The organism is Stenotrophomonas sp. 05L413, from assembly GCF_056397945.1.
Window position 1 is genome coordinate 76,188 of record NZ_JBFTOL010000005.1, and the last position, 17,349, is coordinate 93,536.

13 protein-coding genes are annotated in these 17,349 nt (G+C 68.0%); 6 read left to right on the top strand and 7 right to left on the bottom strand.

What is annotated here, in order from left to right; all coding sequences use genetic code 11:
- Nucleotides 1-82: 82 nt before the first annotated feature.
- Nucleotides 83-2,212 carry a TonB-dependent receptor family protein gene (locus AC1DIQ_RS12405; protein ID WP_478050130.1) on the top strand — a complete coding sequence of 710 codons (2,130 nt, stop codon included), beginning with the start codon at nucleotides 83-85 and terminating at the stop codon, nucleotides 2,210-2,212.
- Nucleotides 2,213-2,228: 16 nt separating this feature from the next.
- On the opposite strand, the gene AC1DIQ_RS12410 is transcribed toward AC1DIQ_RS12405, so the two are convergent.
- A complete protein-coding gene (locus AC1DIQ_RS12410) occupies nucleotides 2,229-2,570 on the bottom strand; it encodes a hypothetical protein (RefSeq protein WP_102788774.1) in 342 nt (113 codons plus the stop codon).
- Between the two features lie 144 nt (nucleotides 2,571-2,714).
- Here AC1DIQ_RS12410 and AC1DIQ_RS12415 point away from each other — a divergent pair, with 144 nt between their 5' ends.
- The 3 genes from AC1DIQ_RS12415 to ligD all read left to right on the top strand — a co-directional run bounded on the left by AC1DIQ_RS12415 (nucleotide 2,715) and on the right by ligD (nucleotide 6,715).
- Nucleotides 2,715-3,110: a hypothetical protein gene (locus tag AC1DIQ_RS12415; protein ID WP_121043771.1), complete on the top strand. Its 396-nt coding sequence runs from the start codon at nucleotides 2,715-2,717 to the stop codon at nucleotides 3,108-3,110.
- 95 nt (nucleotides 3,111-3,205) lie between these two features.
- The gene (gene ku / locus AC1DIQ_RS12420; RefSeq protein WP_152152782.1) at nucleotides 3,206-4,147 is read left to right on the top strand and encodes a non-homologous end joining protein Ku; all 942 of its coding nucleotides are present in this window, start codon (nucleotides 3,206-3,208) and stop codon (nucleotides 4,145-4,147) included.
- Nucleotides 4,148-4,153: 6 nt separating this feature from the next.
- Nucleotides 4,154-6,715, top strand: a complete 2,562-nt coding sequence (gene ligD / locus AC1DIQ_RS12425) for a DNA ligase D (RefSeq protein WP_478050131.1) — start codon at nucleotides 4,154-4,156, stop codon at nucleotides 6,713-6,715.
- Here the strand turns inward: ligD and AC1DIQ_RS12430 are convergent, their stop codons facing one another.
- The 4 genes from AC1DIQ_RS12430 to adh form a co-directional block, all read right to left on the bottom strand.
- A complete protein-coding gene (locus tag AC1DIQ_RS12430; protein WP_152152778.1) occupies nucleotides 6,716-7,111 on the bottom strand; it encodes a hypothetical protein in 396 nt (131 codons plus the stop codon).
- Between the two features lie 56 nt (nucleotides 7,112-7,167).
- Nucleotides 7,168-7,545, bottom strand: a complete 378-nt coding sequence (locus AC1DIQ_RS12435; protein WP_461769740.1) for a DUF779 domain-containing protein — start codon at nucleotides 7,543-7,545, stop codon at nucleotides 7,168-7,170.
- 81 nt (nucleotides 7,546-7,626) lie between these two features.
- Nucleotides 7,627-8,655: an alcohol dehydrogenase AdhP gene (gene adhP, locus AC1DIQ_RS12440; RefSeq protein WP_046272245.1), complete on the bottom strand. Its 1,029-nt coding sequence runs from the start codon at nucleotides 8,653-8,655 to the stop codon at nucleotides 7,627-7,629.
- Between the two features lie 86 nt (nucleotides 8,656-8,741).
- On the bottom strand, nucleotides 8,742-10,271 hold the full coding sequence (gene adh, locus AC1DIQ_RS12445; RefSeq protein WP_282260119.1) for an aldehyde dehydrogenase: 1,530 nt from the start codon (nucleotides 10,269-10,271) through the stop codon (nucleotides 8,742-8,744).
- A 238-nt stretch (nucleotides 10,272-10,509) separates the two neighbouring features.
- Here adh and AC1DIQ_RS12450 point away from each other — a divergent pair, with 238 nt between their 5' ends.
- Nucleotides 10,510-12,393 (top strand): sigma-54-dependent Fis family transcriptional regulator, encoded by a 1,884-nt coding sequence (locus tag AC1DIQ_RS12450; RefSeq protein WP_478050132.1) that lies wholly within the window; start codon nucleotides 10,510-10,512, stop codon nucleotides 12,391-12,393.
- Between the two features lie 19 nt (nucleotides 12,394-12,412).
- On the opposite strand, the gene eda is transcribed toward AC1DIQ_RS12450, so the two are convergent.
- Together eda and AC1DIQ_RS12460 are read right to left on the bottom strand one after the other, a co-directional pair.
- The gene (gene eda, locus AC1DIQ_RS12455) at nucleotides 12,413-13,051 is read right to left on the bottom strand and encodes a bifunctional 4-hydroxy-2-oxoglutarate aldolase/2-dehydro-3-deoxy-phosphogluconate aldolase (protein ID WP_088435287.1); all 639 of its coding nucleotides are present in this window, start codon (nucleotides 13,049-13,051) and stop codon (nucleotides 12,413-12,415) included.
- Nucleotides 13,038-14,054, bottom strand: coding sequence for a sugar kinase (locus tag AC1DIQ_RS12460; RefSeq protein ID WP_478050133.1), 1,017 nt, complete (start codon nucleotides 14,052-14,054; stop codon nucleotides 13,038-13,040). Before AC1DIQ_RS12460 ends, eda begins: the two co-directional genes overlap by 14 nt.
- Nucleotides 14,055-14,325: 271 nt before the next feature.
- Here AC1DIQ_RS12460 and AC1DIQ_RS12465 point away from each other — a divergent pair, with 271 nt between their 5' ends.
- Entirely contained in the window at nucleotides 14,326-17,100 is a 2,775-nt protein-coding gene (locus AC1DIQ_RS12465) for a TonB-dependent receptor (RefSeq protein ID WP_121043795.1), read from the top strand.
- Nucleotides 17,101-17,349 lie beyond the last annotated feature (249 nt).

Here is a 17,349-nt window from a genome sequence, read left to right on the forward strand (position 1 = left end):
GCCGAGGGCGCCGAGGCTGTCGTCACGTACGCTTCCGTACCATGGCGTGCGGCACGCCCATTCACCGAGGATCCCGCCCCGCATGCTCCGTCTTACCCCGCTGGCCCGCCACTGTGCGCTGGCCTCGGCCGTGTTGCTGCCATCGCTGGCGCAGGCCCAGAACACTCCCGCCCCGTCCGCGCCGATCGAGCGGCTGCCCACGGTCCAGGTCCAGGCCGCGCGCGTGGCACAGGTGGCCGATATCGACCTGCCGGCCTCGCTGACCACGGTCTGGGTGGACGAGGACCGCACCGGGCCGCTGGCGCAGCTCTCCGAGGCGCTCAACGGCATTCCCGGGGTGGTTGCCCGCGATCGTCAGAACTACGCGCAGGACACCCAGCTCTCGATCCGCGGCTTCGGCGCGCGCTCGACCTTCGGCGTGCGCGGCGTGCGCGTGCTGGTGGACGGTGTACCGGCCACCATGCCCGACGGCCAGGGCCAGCTCTCCCACGCCAGCCTGCTCTCGGCGCAGCGCGTGGAAGTGCTGCGCGGGCCGTTCTCGGCGCTCTACGGCAACTCCTCCGGCGGCGTGGTCCAGGTCTGGAGCGCGGACGGCGCCGAAGGCGACCCATGGCGCCTGCGGGTGGATACCGGCAGCGACAACACCGTGAGCGCCGGCGCCCAGCTGCGCGGCGTGCAGGGCCCGGTCCGCTACAACGTGGCCGCCAACCACTTCCGCACCGATGGCTGGCGTGACCACAGCCAGGCCCGCCGCGAGTCGCTCAACGCCCGGCTCGGCACGGATGTCGGTGGCGGCCAGCTGGATCTGGTCCTGAACTACTTCGATGCGCCCGACGCACAGGATCCGCTCGGCCTGACCCGCGCGCAGGTGCGCGAGAACCCGCGCCAGGCCACCGCCGTGGCGACCCAGTACAACACCCGCAAATCCGTGCGCCAGGCCCAGGCCGGGCTGGTGTTCACCCGAACGGAAGGCGCGCAGACCTGGCGTGCGATGGGCTATGCCGGTCAGCGCAGCGTGGAGCAGTACCTGGCGATCCCGCCGGGGCCGCAGCTGAATTCGCCGCTGCACGCTGGTGGGGTGATCGATCTGGACGGCGATTACGGTGGGCTCGACGCGCGCTGGGCGTGGCACGGTGACTGGGCCGGTCGCCCGCTGGATGTGGTGATCGGCGCCAATGCCGACCGCCAGCAGCAGGATCGCCGCGGTTACGAGAATTTCGTGGGTGATCAGGTAGGTATCAAGGGCCGCCTGCGCCGCGACCAGAGCGACCGGGTCGAAAACGTGGACCAGTTCGCCCAGGCGTGGTGGCAGTGGGCGCCGCGTTGGTCGTTGCTGCTGGGGGTGCGCCACAGCACGGTCCGTTTCCGCTCCAACGACCACTACATCACCGCGGGTAATCCCGACGACAGCGGGTCGCGTCGCTACGAGGCGACCACCCCGGTGGCCGGCGTGGTGTTCCGCGCCACCGATGCCTGGCGGCTGTATGCCTCGGCCGGGCGTGGCTTCGAGACCCCGACCTTCAACGAGCTGGGCTATCGCGCCGATGGCCAGGCCGGGCTGGCGCTGGATCTCTCGGCGGCCCGCAGCCGCAACCTGGAAGTCGGCAGCAAGTGGCATGGACAGAATGGCGCGCAGGTCGAAGCCGCGCTGTTCCGCGCCGATACCGATGACGAGCTGGCCGTGGCGAGCAACAGCGGCGGCCGCAGCACCTACCGCAACATCGGCCGCACGCGCCGCCAGGGCGCGGAGGCCAGCTATGTGCAGCCGCTGGGGGCGCAGGCGGATCTTTCGCTGGCCTACACCTGGCTCGAAGCCACCGTGCGTGATCCGTACGCGCTGTGCGCGGCCGCTGGCTGCAACACGGTGACCGCCGGCTCACGCCTGCCCGGCGTGCCCAGGCAGCAGTGGAACGCGCGGGTGCAGTACCGCCCGGGCCCGTGGCAGTGGGCCGCCGAGGTGGTGGCCTCCAGCGACACCGTGGTCAACGATCTGGCCACCGAGCGCGCGCCGGGCTACGCGCTGCTGAATCTGGAACTATCGCGGCGCTGGACCACCGGACAAGGCACGCTGCGTGCCTTCGCGCGGATCGACAACGCCCTGGACCAGCGCTACATCGGCTCGGTGATCGTCAACGACGGCAACCAGCGCTTCTTCGAGCCGGGGCCGGACCGCCGCTACAACGTGGGCCTGCAGTGGCAGTGGGCGCCCTGATCCACTGGACCTGGACCTACCGGGGCGGTTTGGCCGGCACGAACGGTGAGGTCGGGTCGCTGGCCGGGAAGGTCTCTTCCAGCGCCTCGTCCTGGTTGTCGCTGGCGTGCTCCTTGCGCTGTCGGCGCTGGTATTCATCTTCGCGGCGATGATGACCGGCCGGGCCTTTCTCGCCGGCCGCCGAATCCTTGCGGTCGCGCGGAACGGGATCCGGCGTAACCGCCACCGGCAGGTGATCGGGTGCGTCGTCGGGCACGGACATGCCGGCGCCGCGGTCTTCGGCGTCCTGATTGTCATGTTTGGCGCGCTGCTCGCCGGGGACCGGGGCGGTGGCGTCGCGCAGGGGATCGCGGGGCATGGGAGTTCTCCAGTAGCTGTGCACCCCACTACAGCGCGCGGCGGGTGAAGTCGCCGCGAATCCCGGTGCATCAACGAATCTGTCACGGCTCGATAACGGTGGCGGGTCTATTCCTGCCTGCCCCGCCGCTGTCGGAGTCGTGTCATGCCCCGCCTGGACCGCCGTGCCGCACCCGCGTTGTTCAACGCCTACCTGCAGCCGGAACGGAGCGGGCGCCGTGCGCGCCGTGACCGTGCCGAGGACGCGCAGGCGGTTGCACAGGACTACCTGCAGTACATGCGCAGCGATTACGAGCAGCGCCGCAGTCACGGCCGGCGCAGCTGGCGCGACCTCTATCCCGCCTACGCCTTCGCGCTGACCACGCACTATGCGGACTGGCCGCGCGGTGCCGATGACACCGATGGCGAGCTGGCCGAGCACTGGGAACAGATGCGCGGGCAGTCGCGACTGGGCTGGCACCAGGCCCGCGCCGTGGTCGAAGACGCGTGGCTGGCGCTGGACCACATGCCGGCCGCGGCGGTGCACGGCCTGCTGCAGTAGCTGCGGCGTGCAGCCGGCCTGCACAGCCCGGACACAGGCGTTTCACGTGCTGCGCGGTACAGCTGCCCTCCCTGTAGCGTTGGAGTGGCGCCACCATGGCCCGACCGATCTGGACCGGCACGCTGTCATTCGGGCTGCTCAATGTCCCGGTGTCGCTGATGTCCGGCGAACGCAATGTCGATCTGCACTTCCGGATGCTCGATTCGCGCGACCGCAAGCCGATCCGCTTCGAACGGGTCAACGCCGATACCGGTGAAGAAGTGCCGTGGAAAGAGATCGTCAAAGCCTACGAGTACGACAAGGGCAGCTACGTCGTACTGGAGGAAGACGACATCCGCTCGGCCGCACCGCAAAGCCATGAGGCGGTGGAGGTGGAAACGTTTGTCGATGCCGGCACCATCGATCCGCGCTATTTCGAGAAGCCCTACCTGTTGGTGCCCGCCAAGAAAGCCGAAAAAGGCTACGTGCTGCTGCGCGAAACGCTGCGCAGCACCGGCAAGGTCGGCATCGCGCGGGTCGTGGTGCGCACCCGCGAGTACCTGTGCGCGGTGATGCCGCACGGCGATGCGCTGGTGCTGATGATCCTGCGCTATCCGCAGGAACTGGTGGACCCGGAAGACTACAAGCTGCCCAGCGGCAGCCTGTCCGAGTACCGCATCAACAGCAAGGAAACGGCCATGGCCGAGCAGCTGATCGCCTCGATGTCCGGCGAGTGGAAGCCGGACGAGTACCACGATGAATTCCGCGAGCGCCTGCACACGTTGCTGAAGAAGCGGATCAAGGCCAAGGGCGGCACCACCAAGGTGGAGGAAGAGCCGGTCCCGCGCGAGGACGATGCGACCAACGTGGTCGACTTCATGTCGCTGCTGCAGAAGAGCCTGGATGCCAAGAAGCGCACGCCGGCCGCCAGAAAGACAGCGGCGAAGAAGGCCACGGCCAAGGTCGCCAAACCCACGGCGGCCAAAAAGGCGACCAAGACAGCAGGCAAAGCGACCAAGAAAACCACCAAGCGTGCACCCGCGCGCAAGGCCGGGTAAGCCGCCGTGTCCCTGCAGGAATACCGCCGTAAACGCCGTTTCGACGGCACCCCCGAGCCGGACGCCGAGCGCCGCGGTGCGCCGGCGCGGCGGCCGATCTTCGTGGTGCAGCTGCACCATGCCAGCTCGCGCCATTACGACTTCCGGCTCGAAGCTGACGGCGTGCTCAAGAGCTGGGCGGTACCGAAGGGCCCCTCGCTGCGTGTCGGCGAAAAACGGCTCGCCGTGGAGGTGGAAGACCATCCCCTGTCCTATGCGACGTTCGCCGGCGATATCCCCAGCGGGCACTACGGCGCTGGCCATGTGGATGTCTATGACCACGGCACCTGGGCCTGCGATGGCGACCCCCTGGAGGCGATCGCGGCCGGCAAGGTGGACTTCGTGCTGCACGGCGAGCGCCTCAAGGGCGGCTGGAAACTGGTGCGCACCGCGATGAAGGGCAAGCAGCATCAGTGGCTGCTGATCAAACGCGATGATGATGAGGCGAGGGATATGGAGGCCGATGATCTGTTGGAGGCGCCACCGGAGGCCGCCAAGCGCACGGGCACCAGGAAGGCCGCCGCTGCCAACACAACGAAGGCCACCCCGGCCAGGAAAACCGCCCCCGCCAAGGCCGTGACGACCCGCGTCGCACGCAAGGCCGATGCGCGCTGGTCCAAACGCGCGCTGGCGCTTGAAGGCGCACGCGAGAGGCCCTACCCGCACGATTTCAAGCCGCAGCTGACCGACCATCGCGCCACCGCGCCGGACGGCGAGCAGTGGCTGCACGAGATCAAATGGGATGGCTATCGCCTGCTCGCCGACGTGCGCGAAGGCGTGGTTGCGCTGCGCTCGCGTGGCGGGCTGAACTGGACCGACGAGTTCCCCGAGGTGGTGCAGGCGATCGAACGGCTGCCGGTGCGCGATCTACGCCTGGACGGTGAACTGGTGGTGCTGGATGCGCAGGGCCGCAGTGACTTCACCGCGTTGCAGAAGGTCATCGACGGCACCGCGAAACAGCCACTGCGCTATGTGGTGTTCGATATGCCGGGCATCGCCGGTGTGGATGTCAGCCGGGTGCCGCTGCTGGAGCGCAAGGCGCTGCTCAAGGATCTGCTGGGCAGCAAGCCGGACACCCTGGCCTACAGCGACCATGTGCGCGACCACGGCCCGGCGGTGTTCGCCGCCAGTGGCGAGGCCGGGTTCGAAGGCATCATCAGCAAGCGGATCGATGCGCCCTACGTCAACGCACGCTCGCGCGACTGGATCAAGATCAAGCACGAGAACACCGATGAGTTCCTCATCGTCGGCTATACCGAGCCCAAGGGATCGCGCAGCGGCTTCGGCTCGCTGCTGATGGCCACCCCGGACAAGGGCGGATTGCGTTATGTCGGCCGCGTCGGCACGGGCTTCGATGATGCCGCGCTGCGCGCGCTGACCAAGCAACTGACGCCGCTGACCGTGAAGGACGCGGTGGTGGAGCTGCCCGCGCATGTGCCGTTCACCGCGCGCAGCGTGCACTGGGTGAGGCCGGTGCTGGTGGCAGAGGTCGCTTTCCGCGGCTGGGCCAAGGAAGGGTTGCTGCGCCAGGCCAGCTTCAAGCGGCTGCGCGAAGACAAACAGCCGAAGGATCTGGGCGCGGCAGCCAACGTCACTACCGTCGCTGCGTCCGCCTCCGCCCCGGCGGCGAAAACCAGCGGCCGGAAGAAGGCCGCGGCTGCGCAGGAAGAGAGCACCGTGGCGATCAGCCATCCCGAACGCGTGGTGTTCGCCAAGGCGAAGATCACCAAGGGCGAAGTGGCCGACTACTACCGGCGCATGGCGCGCTGGATCCTGCCCGAGGTGGCGCACCGTCCGCTGTCGGTGCTGCGCTGCCCGGACGGGGTGGACAAGCCCTGCTTCTTCCAGAAGCACCATGGCACCGGGCTGGGCGGTGCGGTCAAGGCGATCCCGCTGGAGCAGAAGAGCGGGCGCGAGGACTACCTCTACATCGAGGATGTGGAGGGGCTGCTGCAGTTGGTGCAGATGAACACCCTGGAGCTGCATCCCTGGGGGGCCACCGTCGAGGATCCCGAACATCCGGACCGGCTGGTGTTCGATCTGGATCCCGGCGAAGGCGTGAACTGGACCCAGATCAAGGCCGCCGCACGCGATGTGCGCGCGCGCCTGCAGGAAGCCGGGCTGGAGAGCTTCGTCCGGCTCTCCGGCGGCAAGGGTGTGCACGTGGTGGTGCCGCTGCAGCCCAAGGCCGACTGGGCGCACGCCAAGGACTTCTGCGAGGCCTTCGCGCAGGCCATGGCCACGCAGGCACCGGAGCGCTACGTGGCGACGATGAGCAAGGCCAAGCGCGACGGGGTGATCTTCATCGATTGGCTGCGCAATGCGCGCGGCGCCACCAGTGTGAGCTCGTGGTCGCTGCGGGCGCGGCCGGGTGCCGGCGTGGCGGTGCCGTTGCGTTGGGAAGAACTGGGTCGCATCGCGGCGCCGGACGCTTTCCCGATGGCGAAGGCGCTGCAGCGCGCGAAGCGGTTGAAGCAGGACCCGTGGGCGGGCATCGAGCAGGTGAAGCAGGTGCTGCCTGGCAGCTGATCAGGCGCGCCCTGGCCGGAACCGCGTGCCCACCCACACCCCCAAGAATGCCTGCACCGGCAGCGAGACCAGCAGGATCACCACGAACCAGAACGGGAAATCGCTGCCGAAATCCCAGGCGGTGTAGATCGATGCGGCCGCGATCACCGCCCACACCACGCCGCCGTGGCTACGGGGCCAGGTCGGCGCATAACGGCTGGCAAAGGCGATCGCGGCGATGCCGCTGAGGATCGTCCAGGCCAGGTCCCAGGCCAGCTGGGGCTCGCCGCCCGGCGGAATGCGCAGCAATGGCACCAGCCACGAACCGAGGCTGTTGACCAGCACCATCACCGCGAACGCGAACACGACGGCCAGCACCGACAGCAGTGGATTCTTCAGGGCGGACCACACAGGCATGGCAGGGGCGTCACGGCGGGAGAGCCGCCATTATGGACGGGTTGCCGCAGGGAATTTCAGACCCGGCCGGCGGCTTGGAGCTGGGCGAACTCCTCATCGCTGAACAAGCGCGAGCGGACCAGGAAGCGCACACCCTCGCCGTTTTCCAGCGAGAACATGCCGCCCCGGCCGGGCACCACGTCGATGATCAGCTGGGTGTGCTTCCAGTATTCGAACTGCGCGGGGCTGATGTAGAACGGCGCCCCGCCGATCTCGCCCATGCGCACGTCACGGTCGCCCACGATGAAATCGCCCTGGGCGAAACACATCGGCGAGGAGCCGTCGCAGCAGCCGCCGGACTGGTGGAACAGCAGATCGCCGTGGCGTGCCTGCAGGGTCTCGATCAGCTGCAGCGCCGGGAGGGTGGCCAATACCTGGAGCGGGAGGTCGGTCATGCTCGTGGCTCTCCGAGCCGGCCAGCGGCCGGCACTACCGTGAAACAGGCGCTGCCGATGGCTCGGCAGCGCGCCGTGTGCTTACGCGCTCATGTCCAGCACCACGCGGCCTTCGATCTTGCCGGCCTGCATGCGCGCGAAGATGTCGTTGATGTTCTCCAGCGAATCGCTGGTCACCGTCGCGGCCACCTTGCCCTGCTCGGCGAATTCCAGCGATTCCTGCAGGTCCAGACGGGTGCCGACGATCGAGCCACGCACGGTGATGCCGTTGAGCACCATGCCGAAGATATCCAGCGGGAAGTTGCCCGGCGGCAGGCCGTTCAACGAGACGGTGCCGCCGCGACGGACCATGCCCAGTGCCTGCTCGAAGGCCTTCGGCGAGACCGCGGTGACCAGCGCCCCGTGTGCCCCGCCGATCTCCTTCTTCAGGAACGCGGCCGGATCGGTGTTGCGCGCGTTGACGGTGATCGTCGCTCCCAGCCGCTCGGCCAGGGCGAGCTTGCCGTCGTCGATATCCACCGCGGCCACGTTCAGGCCCATCGCCTTGGCGTACTGCACGGCCATGTGGCCGAGCCCGCCGATGCCGGAGATCACCACCCACTGGCCGGGCTTGGTATCGGTGACCTTCAGGCCCTTGTAGACCGTGACGCCGGCGCACAGGATGGGCGCCACCTCGATGAAGCCCACGCCCTTGGGCAGCAGCCCGACATACGCAGCGTTTGCCAACGCGTACTCGGCGAAGCCACCGTTCACCGAGTAACCCGTGTTCTGCTGCGCTTCGCACAGCGTTTCCCAGCCGCCCAGGCAGTGCTCGCAGTAGCCGCACGCCGAATACAGCCACGGGATGCCGACACGGTCGCCTTCGCGGATATGGCTGACCCCGGCGCCGACCGCGACCACGTGGCCGACGCCCTCGTGGCCGGGAATGAAGGGCGGGTTCGGCTTGACCGGCCAGTCCCCGTCCACCGCATGCAGGTCGGTGTGGCACACGCCACAGGCTTCGATCTTCACCAGGATATCGCCGGGCCCCGGACGCGGCACCTCGACTTCCTCGATACGCAACGGCTTTCCGAATTCGCGGACAACAGCGGCCTTCATGGTCTTGTTCATGCGTGGATCTCCGTGGATGGCCAATGACAGCACTGTGGCGCCGGCCGCATGCCGGCGCCTTGATCGGGATCAAGCCCGGGGCAGGCTCAGAAGAAGCCCAGCTTCTTGGGCGAGTAGCTGACCAGCAGGTTCTTGGTCTGCTGGTAGTGGTCGAGCATCATCTTGTGGTTCTCGCGGCCGATGCCCGACTGCTTGTAACCACCGAACGCAGCATGCGCCGGATAGGCGTGGTAGCAGTTGGTCCACACGCGCCCGGCCTGGATGCCACGGCCCATGCGGTACAGGCGCGAGGCGTCCCGGCTCCACACACCGGCACCGAGGCCGTACAGGGTGTCGTTGGCGAGCTCCAGGGCTTCTTCCTCGGTCTTGAACGTGGTCACCGAGACCACCGGCCCGAAGATCTCTTCCTGGAACACGCGCATCTTGTTGTGGCCCTTGAACACGGTCGGCTTCACGTAGAAGCCGCCGGCCAGGTCGCCCTCCAGCTTGGCCTGCTCACCGCCGATCAGCACCTGCGCCCCTTCCTGCCGGCCGATGTCGAAGTAGGAAAGGATCTTCTCCAGCTGCTCGGAGGAGGCCTGCGCACCGACCATCGTGTTGGGATCGAGCGGATTGCCCTGCTTGATCGCGGCCACGCGCGTGAGCGCACGTTCCATGAATTTCTCGTAGATCGATTCCTGGATCAGCGCGCGCGAGGGGCAGGTGCAGACCTCGCCCTGGTTGAAGGCGAACAGCACGAAACCCTCCACGGCCTTGTCGAGGAAGTCATCGTCCTCGGCCATGACATCGGCGAAGAAGATGTTCGGCGACTTGCCGCCCAGTTCCAGCGTCACCGGGATCAGGTTCTGGCTGGCGTACTGCATGATCAGGCGGCCGGTGGTGGTCTCGCCGGTGAAGGCGATCTTGGCGATGCGCGGGTTGGAGGCCAGCGGCTTGCCCGCCTCCACGCCGAAGCCGTTGACCACGTTGAGCACACCCTTGGGCAGCAGATCGCCGATCACCTCCATCAGCACCAGGATCGACGCCGGGGTCTGCTCGGCCGGCTTGAGCACCACGCAGTTGCCGGCGGCCAGCGCGGGCGCGAGCTTCCAGGCCGCCATCAGCATCGGGAAGTTCCACGGGATGATCTGCCCGACCACGCCGAGGGGCTCGTGGAAGTGGTAGGCGATGGTGTCCTTGTCGATCTCCGACAGGCTGCCTTCCTGCGCGCGCACCGCGCCGGCGAAGTAGCGGAAGTGATCGGCCATCAGCGGCACATCGGCGTTGAGCGTTTCGCGGATCGGCTTGCCGTTGTCCCAGGTTTCGGCATGGGCGAGCAGCTCGAGGTTCTCTTCGATGCGGTCGGCGATCCGGTTGAGGATGTTGGCGCGCTCGGTGGTCGAGGTCTGGCCCCAGGCGGTCTTGGCCGCGTGGGCGGCGTCCAGCGCCGCTTCGATGTCCTCGGCGTTGGAACGGGCGACCTCGGTGAACACCTTGCCCGTCACCGGCGTGGTGTTCTCGAAATACTGGCCGCTGCGCGGGGCCACCCACTCCCCGCCGATGTAGTTGCCGTAGCGCGGCTTGAAGATGGACTGCGGGTCGGTGGCGTGCGGCTTGGCAGACGTGACGGCATTCATGGTGCATCTCCGGATGGCGGTGGACAGGCCCGATAAGGGTCTGTTCCATGGCGCAAGGACGATGCCAGGTTCCGTGTGGTGCAGTGCGGCAAGGCGTCACCCGGCGTACCGATTGGAGCGGGGCTCGGAAACTGATGCGGTGCACCACGGCCAGTCATTGCACGGTAACGCCGGGTGTGGTGTTTATCGGAACAGGCCCCGCTACAACTGTCGCAGATTGCGACACTGGAGAATCCAGGTGTCCCAGCTCCCGCTCCAGCACCGTGTCGGCAATGCGCGACGCTCCTTTTTCGAGCGTGGCGCGGCGCCGGTCGGCAGCGTGCCCGACACCATCCTGCAGTCGTGGCAGCGCTGCCAGCGCGGCGGGCTATCGGTCGATGCACAGCCGGAGGTCGAACCGCTGCCGGACGCCCGCCTGCGCGAGCTGCGCCAGCGCCAGGAAACGCTGTGGCGGCTGGCGCGACCGGAGCTGGATGGCCTGGCCGCCGACATCGCCGCGACCGGCAGCATCGCGCTGCTGACCGACGAAGCCGGCTGGATCCTGGATGCGGAGGGCAACCCGGGTTTCCTCGACAAAGCCGGGCGGGTGGCGTTGATGCCAGGCGTGCGGTGGGATGAAACCACGGTGGGCACCAACGCGATCGGCACCGCCATCGTCGAAGGTCGCTCGGTGGAGGTACGTGGCGGCGAGCACTACTTCGCGCCGCACGCGATCCTGACCTGTTCGGCAACACCGATCTTCGATCCGTACGGGCAGCGTGTGGGCGTGCTCGACATCTCCGGCGACGCGCGCCAGCAGCACCTGCACGCCCGCGTGCTGGCACGGCAGGCGGTGGCGCATATCGAGCACCGCTACTTCGAGGCGGGACTGGGCGACTGCGAGGTGGTCCGCCTGCATCACGACGCCGGCCTGCTCGGTACCGCGCGCGAAGGCGTGCTGGGCTTCCGCAATGGCCGCCTGGTGGCCGCCAACCGTGCCGGGCTGGCCCTGTTCGGGCTGGACCACGGCGACATCGGCAGGGCGCCCTACGAGGCGCTGTTCGATGGTCCACTCTCACGGCTGCATGATGACGGCGCGCTGGTGGATCGCCAGGGCCGCGCGCTGTACGGCCACGTGAGCCCTGCCGGCGGCGCCACGGTCCGCTCGCCGCTGCCCGCGCGTCCGACCCCCGCCGCACCCGCGCGTGCCGCCGCAGCGGCGGTGCGGGCGGATGCCAGCCCCCTGTTCGACGCGGCCCAGCAGCAGGTGCTCGAGCGCGCCTGCCGCGTGCTGGATGCGCAGCTGCCCGTGCTGCTGCAGGGCGAGACCGGCACCGGCAAGGAGGTGTTCGCACGTGAACTGCATCGGCGCAGCACGCGTGCCGACAAACCGTTCGTGGCGGTCAACTGCGCGGCGCTGCCGGAAGGCCTGATCGAAGCCGAGCTGTTCGGCTACGAGGAAGGTGCCTTCACCGGGGCGCGCAAGAGCGGCAATACCGGCCTGCTGCGCCAGGCCCAGGGCGGCGTGCTGTTCCTTGATGAGATCGGCGATATGCCGCTGGCGCTGCAGCCGCGCCTGTTGCGCGTCCTGCAGGAGCGCACGCTGTCACCGCTGGGTGGCGGCAAGCCGGTACAACTGGATTTCGCCTTGATCTGCGCTACCCACCGCGATCTCGATCAGGCGATGGCCGCCGGTGACTTCCGCAGCGACCTCTACTACCGCATCGCCGACCACAGCGTGCGCCTGCCGGCCCTGCGCGAGCACGCCGAACGCGTGGCGCTGGTGCAGGGGCTGTGGCAACGGCTCGGCCAGGGCCGGCAACTGGCGAGCGCGGCGCTGGAGGCGCTGGCCGGGTATGCCTGGCCGGGCAATCTGCGGCAGCTGTGTTCCTGCCTGCGCACGCTGGTGGCGCTGAGCGATCCGGGTGAGGTGATCCGGCACGCGATGCTGCCGGCCTATCTGCAGGCCGCGCCTGCCCCGGTGATGCCGTCCGCGGCCGAGGGGCTGGAGGCGATGACCGAAACCGCGATGCGCGAGGCACTGCGCGCGAGCCATGGCAATGTCGCCCAGGCGGCGCGCGCGCTGGGCATCAGCCGCAGCACGCTGTATCGCCGTGTCGGGGCGACGGCCCGCCGTCACTGAGACGGCAGGCCGTGTGGGCTCAGCCGACCAGCGCGGCCGAATCGCGCGCCAGCTGCTCGATGCCGGCCCAGTCCCTGGCCTGCAACAGCGCCCGGGTGGTCAGCCAGGACCCGCCCACGCACAGCACGTTGGGCAGGTGCAGGAAATCGCGTGCGGTCTGCGCGCTGATGCCGCCGGTCGGGCAGAAGCGCACATCGCCGAAGGGGCCGTTCCATGCCGACAGCATGGCCGCGCCGCCGGCCTGCACGGCCGGGAAGAACTTGAAGGTATCCAGGCCGTGCTCCAGGCCGAGCATCAGCTCCGACGAGGTCGCCACGCCCGGCAGGAACGGCAGATCGGTATCGCGGGCGGCGGCGTACAGGCGCGGGGTCGCGCCCGGCGACACCGCGAAGCGCCCGCCCACCTGCTTGACCTTCTCCATCTGCGCGGCGGTCAGCACGGTGCCGGCGCCGACCACGGCATCGGGCACCGCCTCCACCATCGCCTGGATCGCGTCCATCGCCATCGGCGTGCGCAGCGTCACTTCGATCACCGGCAGGCCGCCGTTGAACAGTGCGCGTGCGACCTCGACGGCATCGTCGACGTTTTCCGGGGTGAACACCGGAATCACCGGGGCCAGTTTCAGGACTGCGCGTACGCGCGGATCAGCGCCGGACATCGAATCGCTCCTCGCCCGTGAGGGCCATGATGTCAGCCTCGCTGACAGGGTTGAAGTCGCCGGGGATCGAGTGCTTCAGGCAGCCTGCGGCGAGGCCGAAACGCACGATCGCGTCCGGCGCGAAGCCGCGCATCATGCCATGCAGGATGCCGGCGGCGAAGGCATCGCCACCGCCGATGCGGTCCACGATGCCGATCATCTCGCGGGTCGGCGCCACCGCGCGGGTGCCGTCGCGGCCGATCAGCATCGCCCCGAGTGCGTGGTTGTCCACGCTGTGCGGCGTGCGCTGCGTGCAGGCCATCCACTGCAACCGCGGGAACGCGGCGAAGGCCTGCGCCGCGGCCGCGTCGACGCGCTCACGCACATCGGCCTGCTCGAACTCCCCGCCGAGCACCACGCCGATATCGCGGTAGTCGGCGAAGACGAGATCGGCGCAGGCGAACAGCTCGCGCAGGATGCCGGGCGCATCGCCCTGCCAGCGCGCCCACAGCGACGGGCGGAAGTTGCCGTCGAAGGAGACCTTCACGCCCCGCGCGCATGCCGCACGGGCCGCGGCCAGCGTGGCCTGGGCCATGGCCGGGTTGAGCGCCGGGCTGACCCCGGACAGGTGCAGCCAGTCGGCGCCGGCCAGCAGCGTGTCCCAGTCGTAATCGGCGGCGCTGCTGTTGGCGAAGGCCGAATCGGCACGGTCGTAGACCACTTCGCTGGCGCGCTGCACGGCGCCGGTGGTCAGGAAGTACAGGCCCATGCGGCCGTCGGTGCGGCGCACGGCGCTGGTGTCCACGCCATGCCGGCGCAGCTCGCCCAGCGCGAACTCGCCCAACGGGTTCGCCGGCACCGTGCTGACCGCCGCCACCGCATGCCCAAGATGGGCCAGCGAGACACCGACGTTGGCCTCCGCGCCCCCGGCTTGGACCGCCAGCTGGCCGCGCTGCAGCAGCAGCTCGCGGCCGGGTGCGCTCATGCGCAGCAACAACTCTCCGAAACAGACAACACGACTCATGGTCCTGGATCCTTGTGAGGGCTGCGGACGCCGCAAGGACGCCCCGCAGCAATGGCTAGCGGTGTCATTCTAGCGATGGACGCCGCCCCGTCCACCTGTCCCGAATGTCGGAACCATTGTCCTGCAAGCGTCTGCGGGACATTCAAGGTCTGCTGCGGTGCAAGATGCCGGATCAGTAACGGGCTGTTAACGTCCGCCCTGACCAGCGGTGTCATTGCACTGACATGTCGTTGGATAGCTGTTTCATGTAGCACCTTGGGAGAGGGAAAACATGCAAGTCCAGAACACGCAGAAAAAGACACCGGTTACCTTGCTGGCATTGTCGATCGGCCTGGCGCTGAGTGGTACCGCGCTGGCCCAGGATGCGGGCACCAACCCCACCGACCTGGATACCGTCACCGTCACCGGCTACCGCGCCAGTGTCGAGAAGGCGCTGGACATCAAGCGCGGCGAAGCCGGCGTGGTCGATGCCATCGTCGCCGAGGATATCGGCAAGTTCCCGGATCTGAACCTGGCCGAATCGCTGCAGCGCATCCCCGGCGTGGTCATCACCCGCGAGGCCGGCGAAGGCCGCAACATCTCGGTGCGTGGCCTGGGCCCGGACTTCACCCGCGTGCGCATCAACGGCATGGAAGCGCTGACCACCGTCGGCGCCGGTGACCAGAGCGGCGGCACCAACCGCGGCCGTGGCTTCGATTTCAACGTGTTCGCCTCCGACCTGTTCTCGCAGCTGCTGGTGCGCAAGACCGCCTCGGCCGATGTCGAGGAAGGCTCGCTCGGGGCCACGGTCGACCTGCGCACCGCGCGCCCGTTCGACTATGACGGCTTCACCTTCGCCGCCAGCGGCCAGGCCGGCTACAACGCGATGGCCGAAAAGGCCGACCCGCGCATGGCCGCACTGATCTCCAACACCTTTGCCGATGGCACCTTCGGTGCGTTGTTGTCGGTGGCCTATTCCGAGCGCCAGGCGCTGGAGGAAGGCTCCAACACCGGCCGCTGGGCCAATGGCCCCAGCAACGGCGGCTTCAGCGCCACCTCGCCGTTCGCCGCGGCGCGTTCGGCCGATGTCTACCACCCGCGCTTCCCGCGCTATGTGCAGATGGAACATGAGCAGAAGCGCCTGGGCGTGACAGGTACCCTGCAGTGGAAGCCGAGCGACGCCACCGAGTTCTCGCTGGATGCGCTCTACTCCAAGATCGACGCCACCCGCGATGAACATTACATCGAGGCGATTTCCTTCAGCCGCAACCGCGATTCGGCCACCGGCGCGCTGCGTCGCCCCGACCGCGACGGCAAGCCGTCGATGATCGTCAAGAACGGCGTGATCGAAAACAACGCCCTGGTCTACGGCGAGTTCGACAACGTCGACATCCGCTCGGAGAACCGTCACGACGAGTGGAGCACCGAGTTCAAGCAGCTCAGCCTCAACGGCCAGCACCGCTTCGGTGACGACTTCACCCTGTCCGGAAAGATCGGCATCTCGCGCTCCAAGCACGAGAACCCGGTGCAGACCACGGTCATCATGGACAAGTACGACGTCGACAACTACAGCTACGACTACCGGGGCAACAGCCGGTTCCCGACGCTGAACTACGGTATCGACCCGACCAACCCGGCCGGCTGGGAACTGGCCGAGATCCGCCTGCGTCCGCAGTACGTGGACAACGACTTTGATACCGGCCAGCTGGATTTCAACTGGAACATCAGCCCCGGCTTCCGCCTGAAGGGTGGCGTGCTGGCCAAGGACTACACCTTCAAGACCACCGAACTGCGCCGCGCCAGCGAGCTGGCCGTGCCCAACTTCGCCGATGGCACCAAGATCGTGCCGGTGGACATGACCGCGCAGGCCGGCCTGAAGGGTATCAACGGCAGCCCGTCCAACTGGGTGGTGCCGGATCTGAACGCCATCGCCGATCAGTTCGACATCTACAGCAACAGCGGCATCTTCGCCGTCGCCCCGCGTGCCAACAACGTGCGCAGCGTCGAAGAGAAGGACCGCGGTGCCTACCTGATGGGCGAGTTCTCCACCGAACTGGGCAGCCTGCCGCTGTCGGGTAACGTGGGCGTGCGCTACGTGCGCACCAAGCAGAGCTCCACCGGCCTGTCCACGCTGGCCACCGGTACGGTCGCCACTACCGAAAACCGCACCTACAACGACACCCTGCCCTCGTTCAACCTGGTGGCCGAAGTCAGCCCGGACTTCCTGATCCGCCTCGGCGCGGCCAAAGTGATGAGCCGCCCGGGCCTGGGCAGCCTGACGCCTGGCGCAACGGTGGCCGTGGCCGGTGGTGCACGCACCATCTCCAGCGGCAACCCGGACCTGGAGCCGATCCGCGCGACCAACGTCGACCTCGGCTTCGAGTGGTACTTCGCCGAAGGCGCGATGGCCGGCATCGGTCTGTTCTACAAGGACATCGAGAGCTTCGTGCAGACCACCCGCGAAGTGCGTCCGTACTCTGACAGCGGCCTGCCTGCCTCGCTGCTGATCGGCACCGGCGCCTCGCCCACGGATGACTTCACCTACAGCCGGCCGGTCAACACCCCGGGTGGTGAACTGCACGGCGTGGAAGCCAACTACACCCAGCCGTTCACCTTCCTGCCGGGCAAGTGGTCCAACCTCGGCGTGCAGTTGAACTACACCTGGGTGGAATCGCAGATCCAGTACCTCAACGCCGCGGGCCAGCCGGTGATGAAGACCGACCTGACCGGTCTGTCCAAGTCCTCCTGGAACGCCACATTGTTCTACGAAGGCAAGGTCTTCTCCGGCCGTGTCTCGGCGACCAACCGCGATGACTACCTGACCCAGGCACCGGGTACGGAAACCGGCTTCAACCTCGATGGTTATCACGGCATGACCGGCACCACGGTCCTCGATGCCTCGATCCGCTACACGATCAGCGACCAGCTCGAACTGAGCCTGGAAGGCATCAACCTGACCAACGAAGCCTCCGACGAGTGGGTCTACTCGCCGGCCACCGGTCGCCTGCCGCTGCAGTACACCGAAACCGGCCGCCAGTTCCTGCTCGGCGTGCGCTACAAGTTCTGATTCAACGGCCGTACCCACCGGCGGCGTGAGCGATCACGCCGCCGGCTGCGCGCACGCCGCCATCGTTGCCATCCCCCGACCCTCGCCAGCACACGCACGCTGCTGCGGCGCAAGATGCCGCCCCGTGAAGGGTTTGTTACGTTTCGGATGACCAGCGGTGTCACGCGGCAATGCGCGACAGACGCTCCGGGGGAGGCCGGACGTCATGACTCATCAACATCAAAGTCGCATGGCGGCGCACCCTGGGAG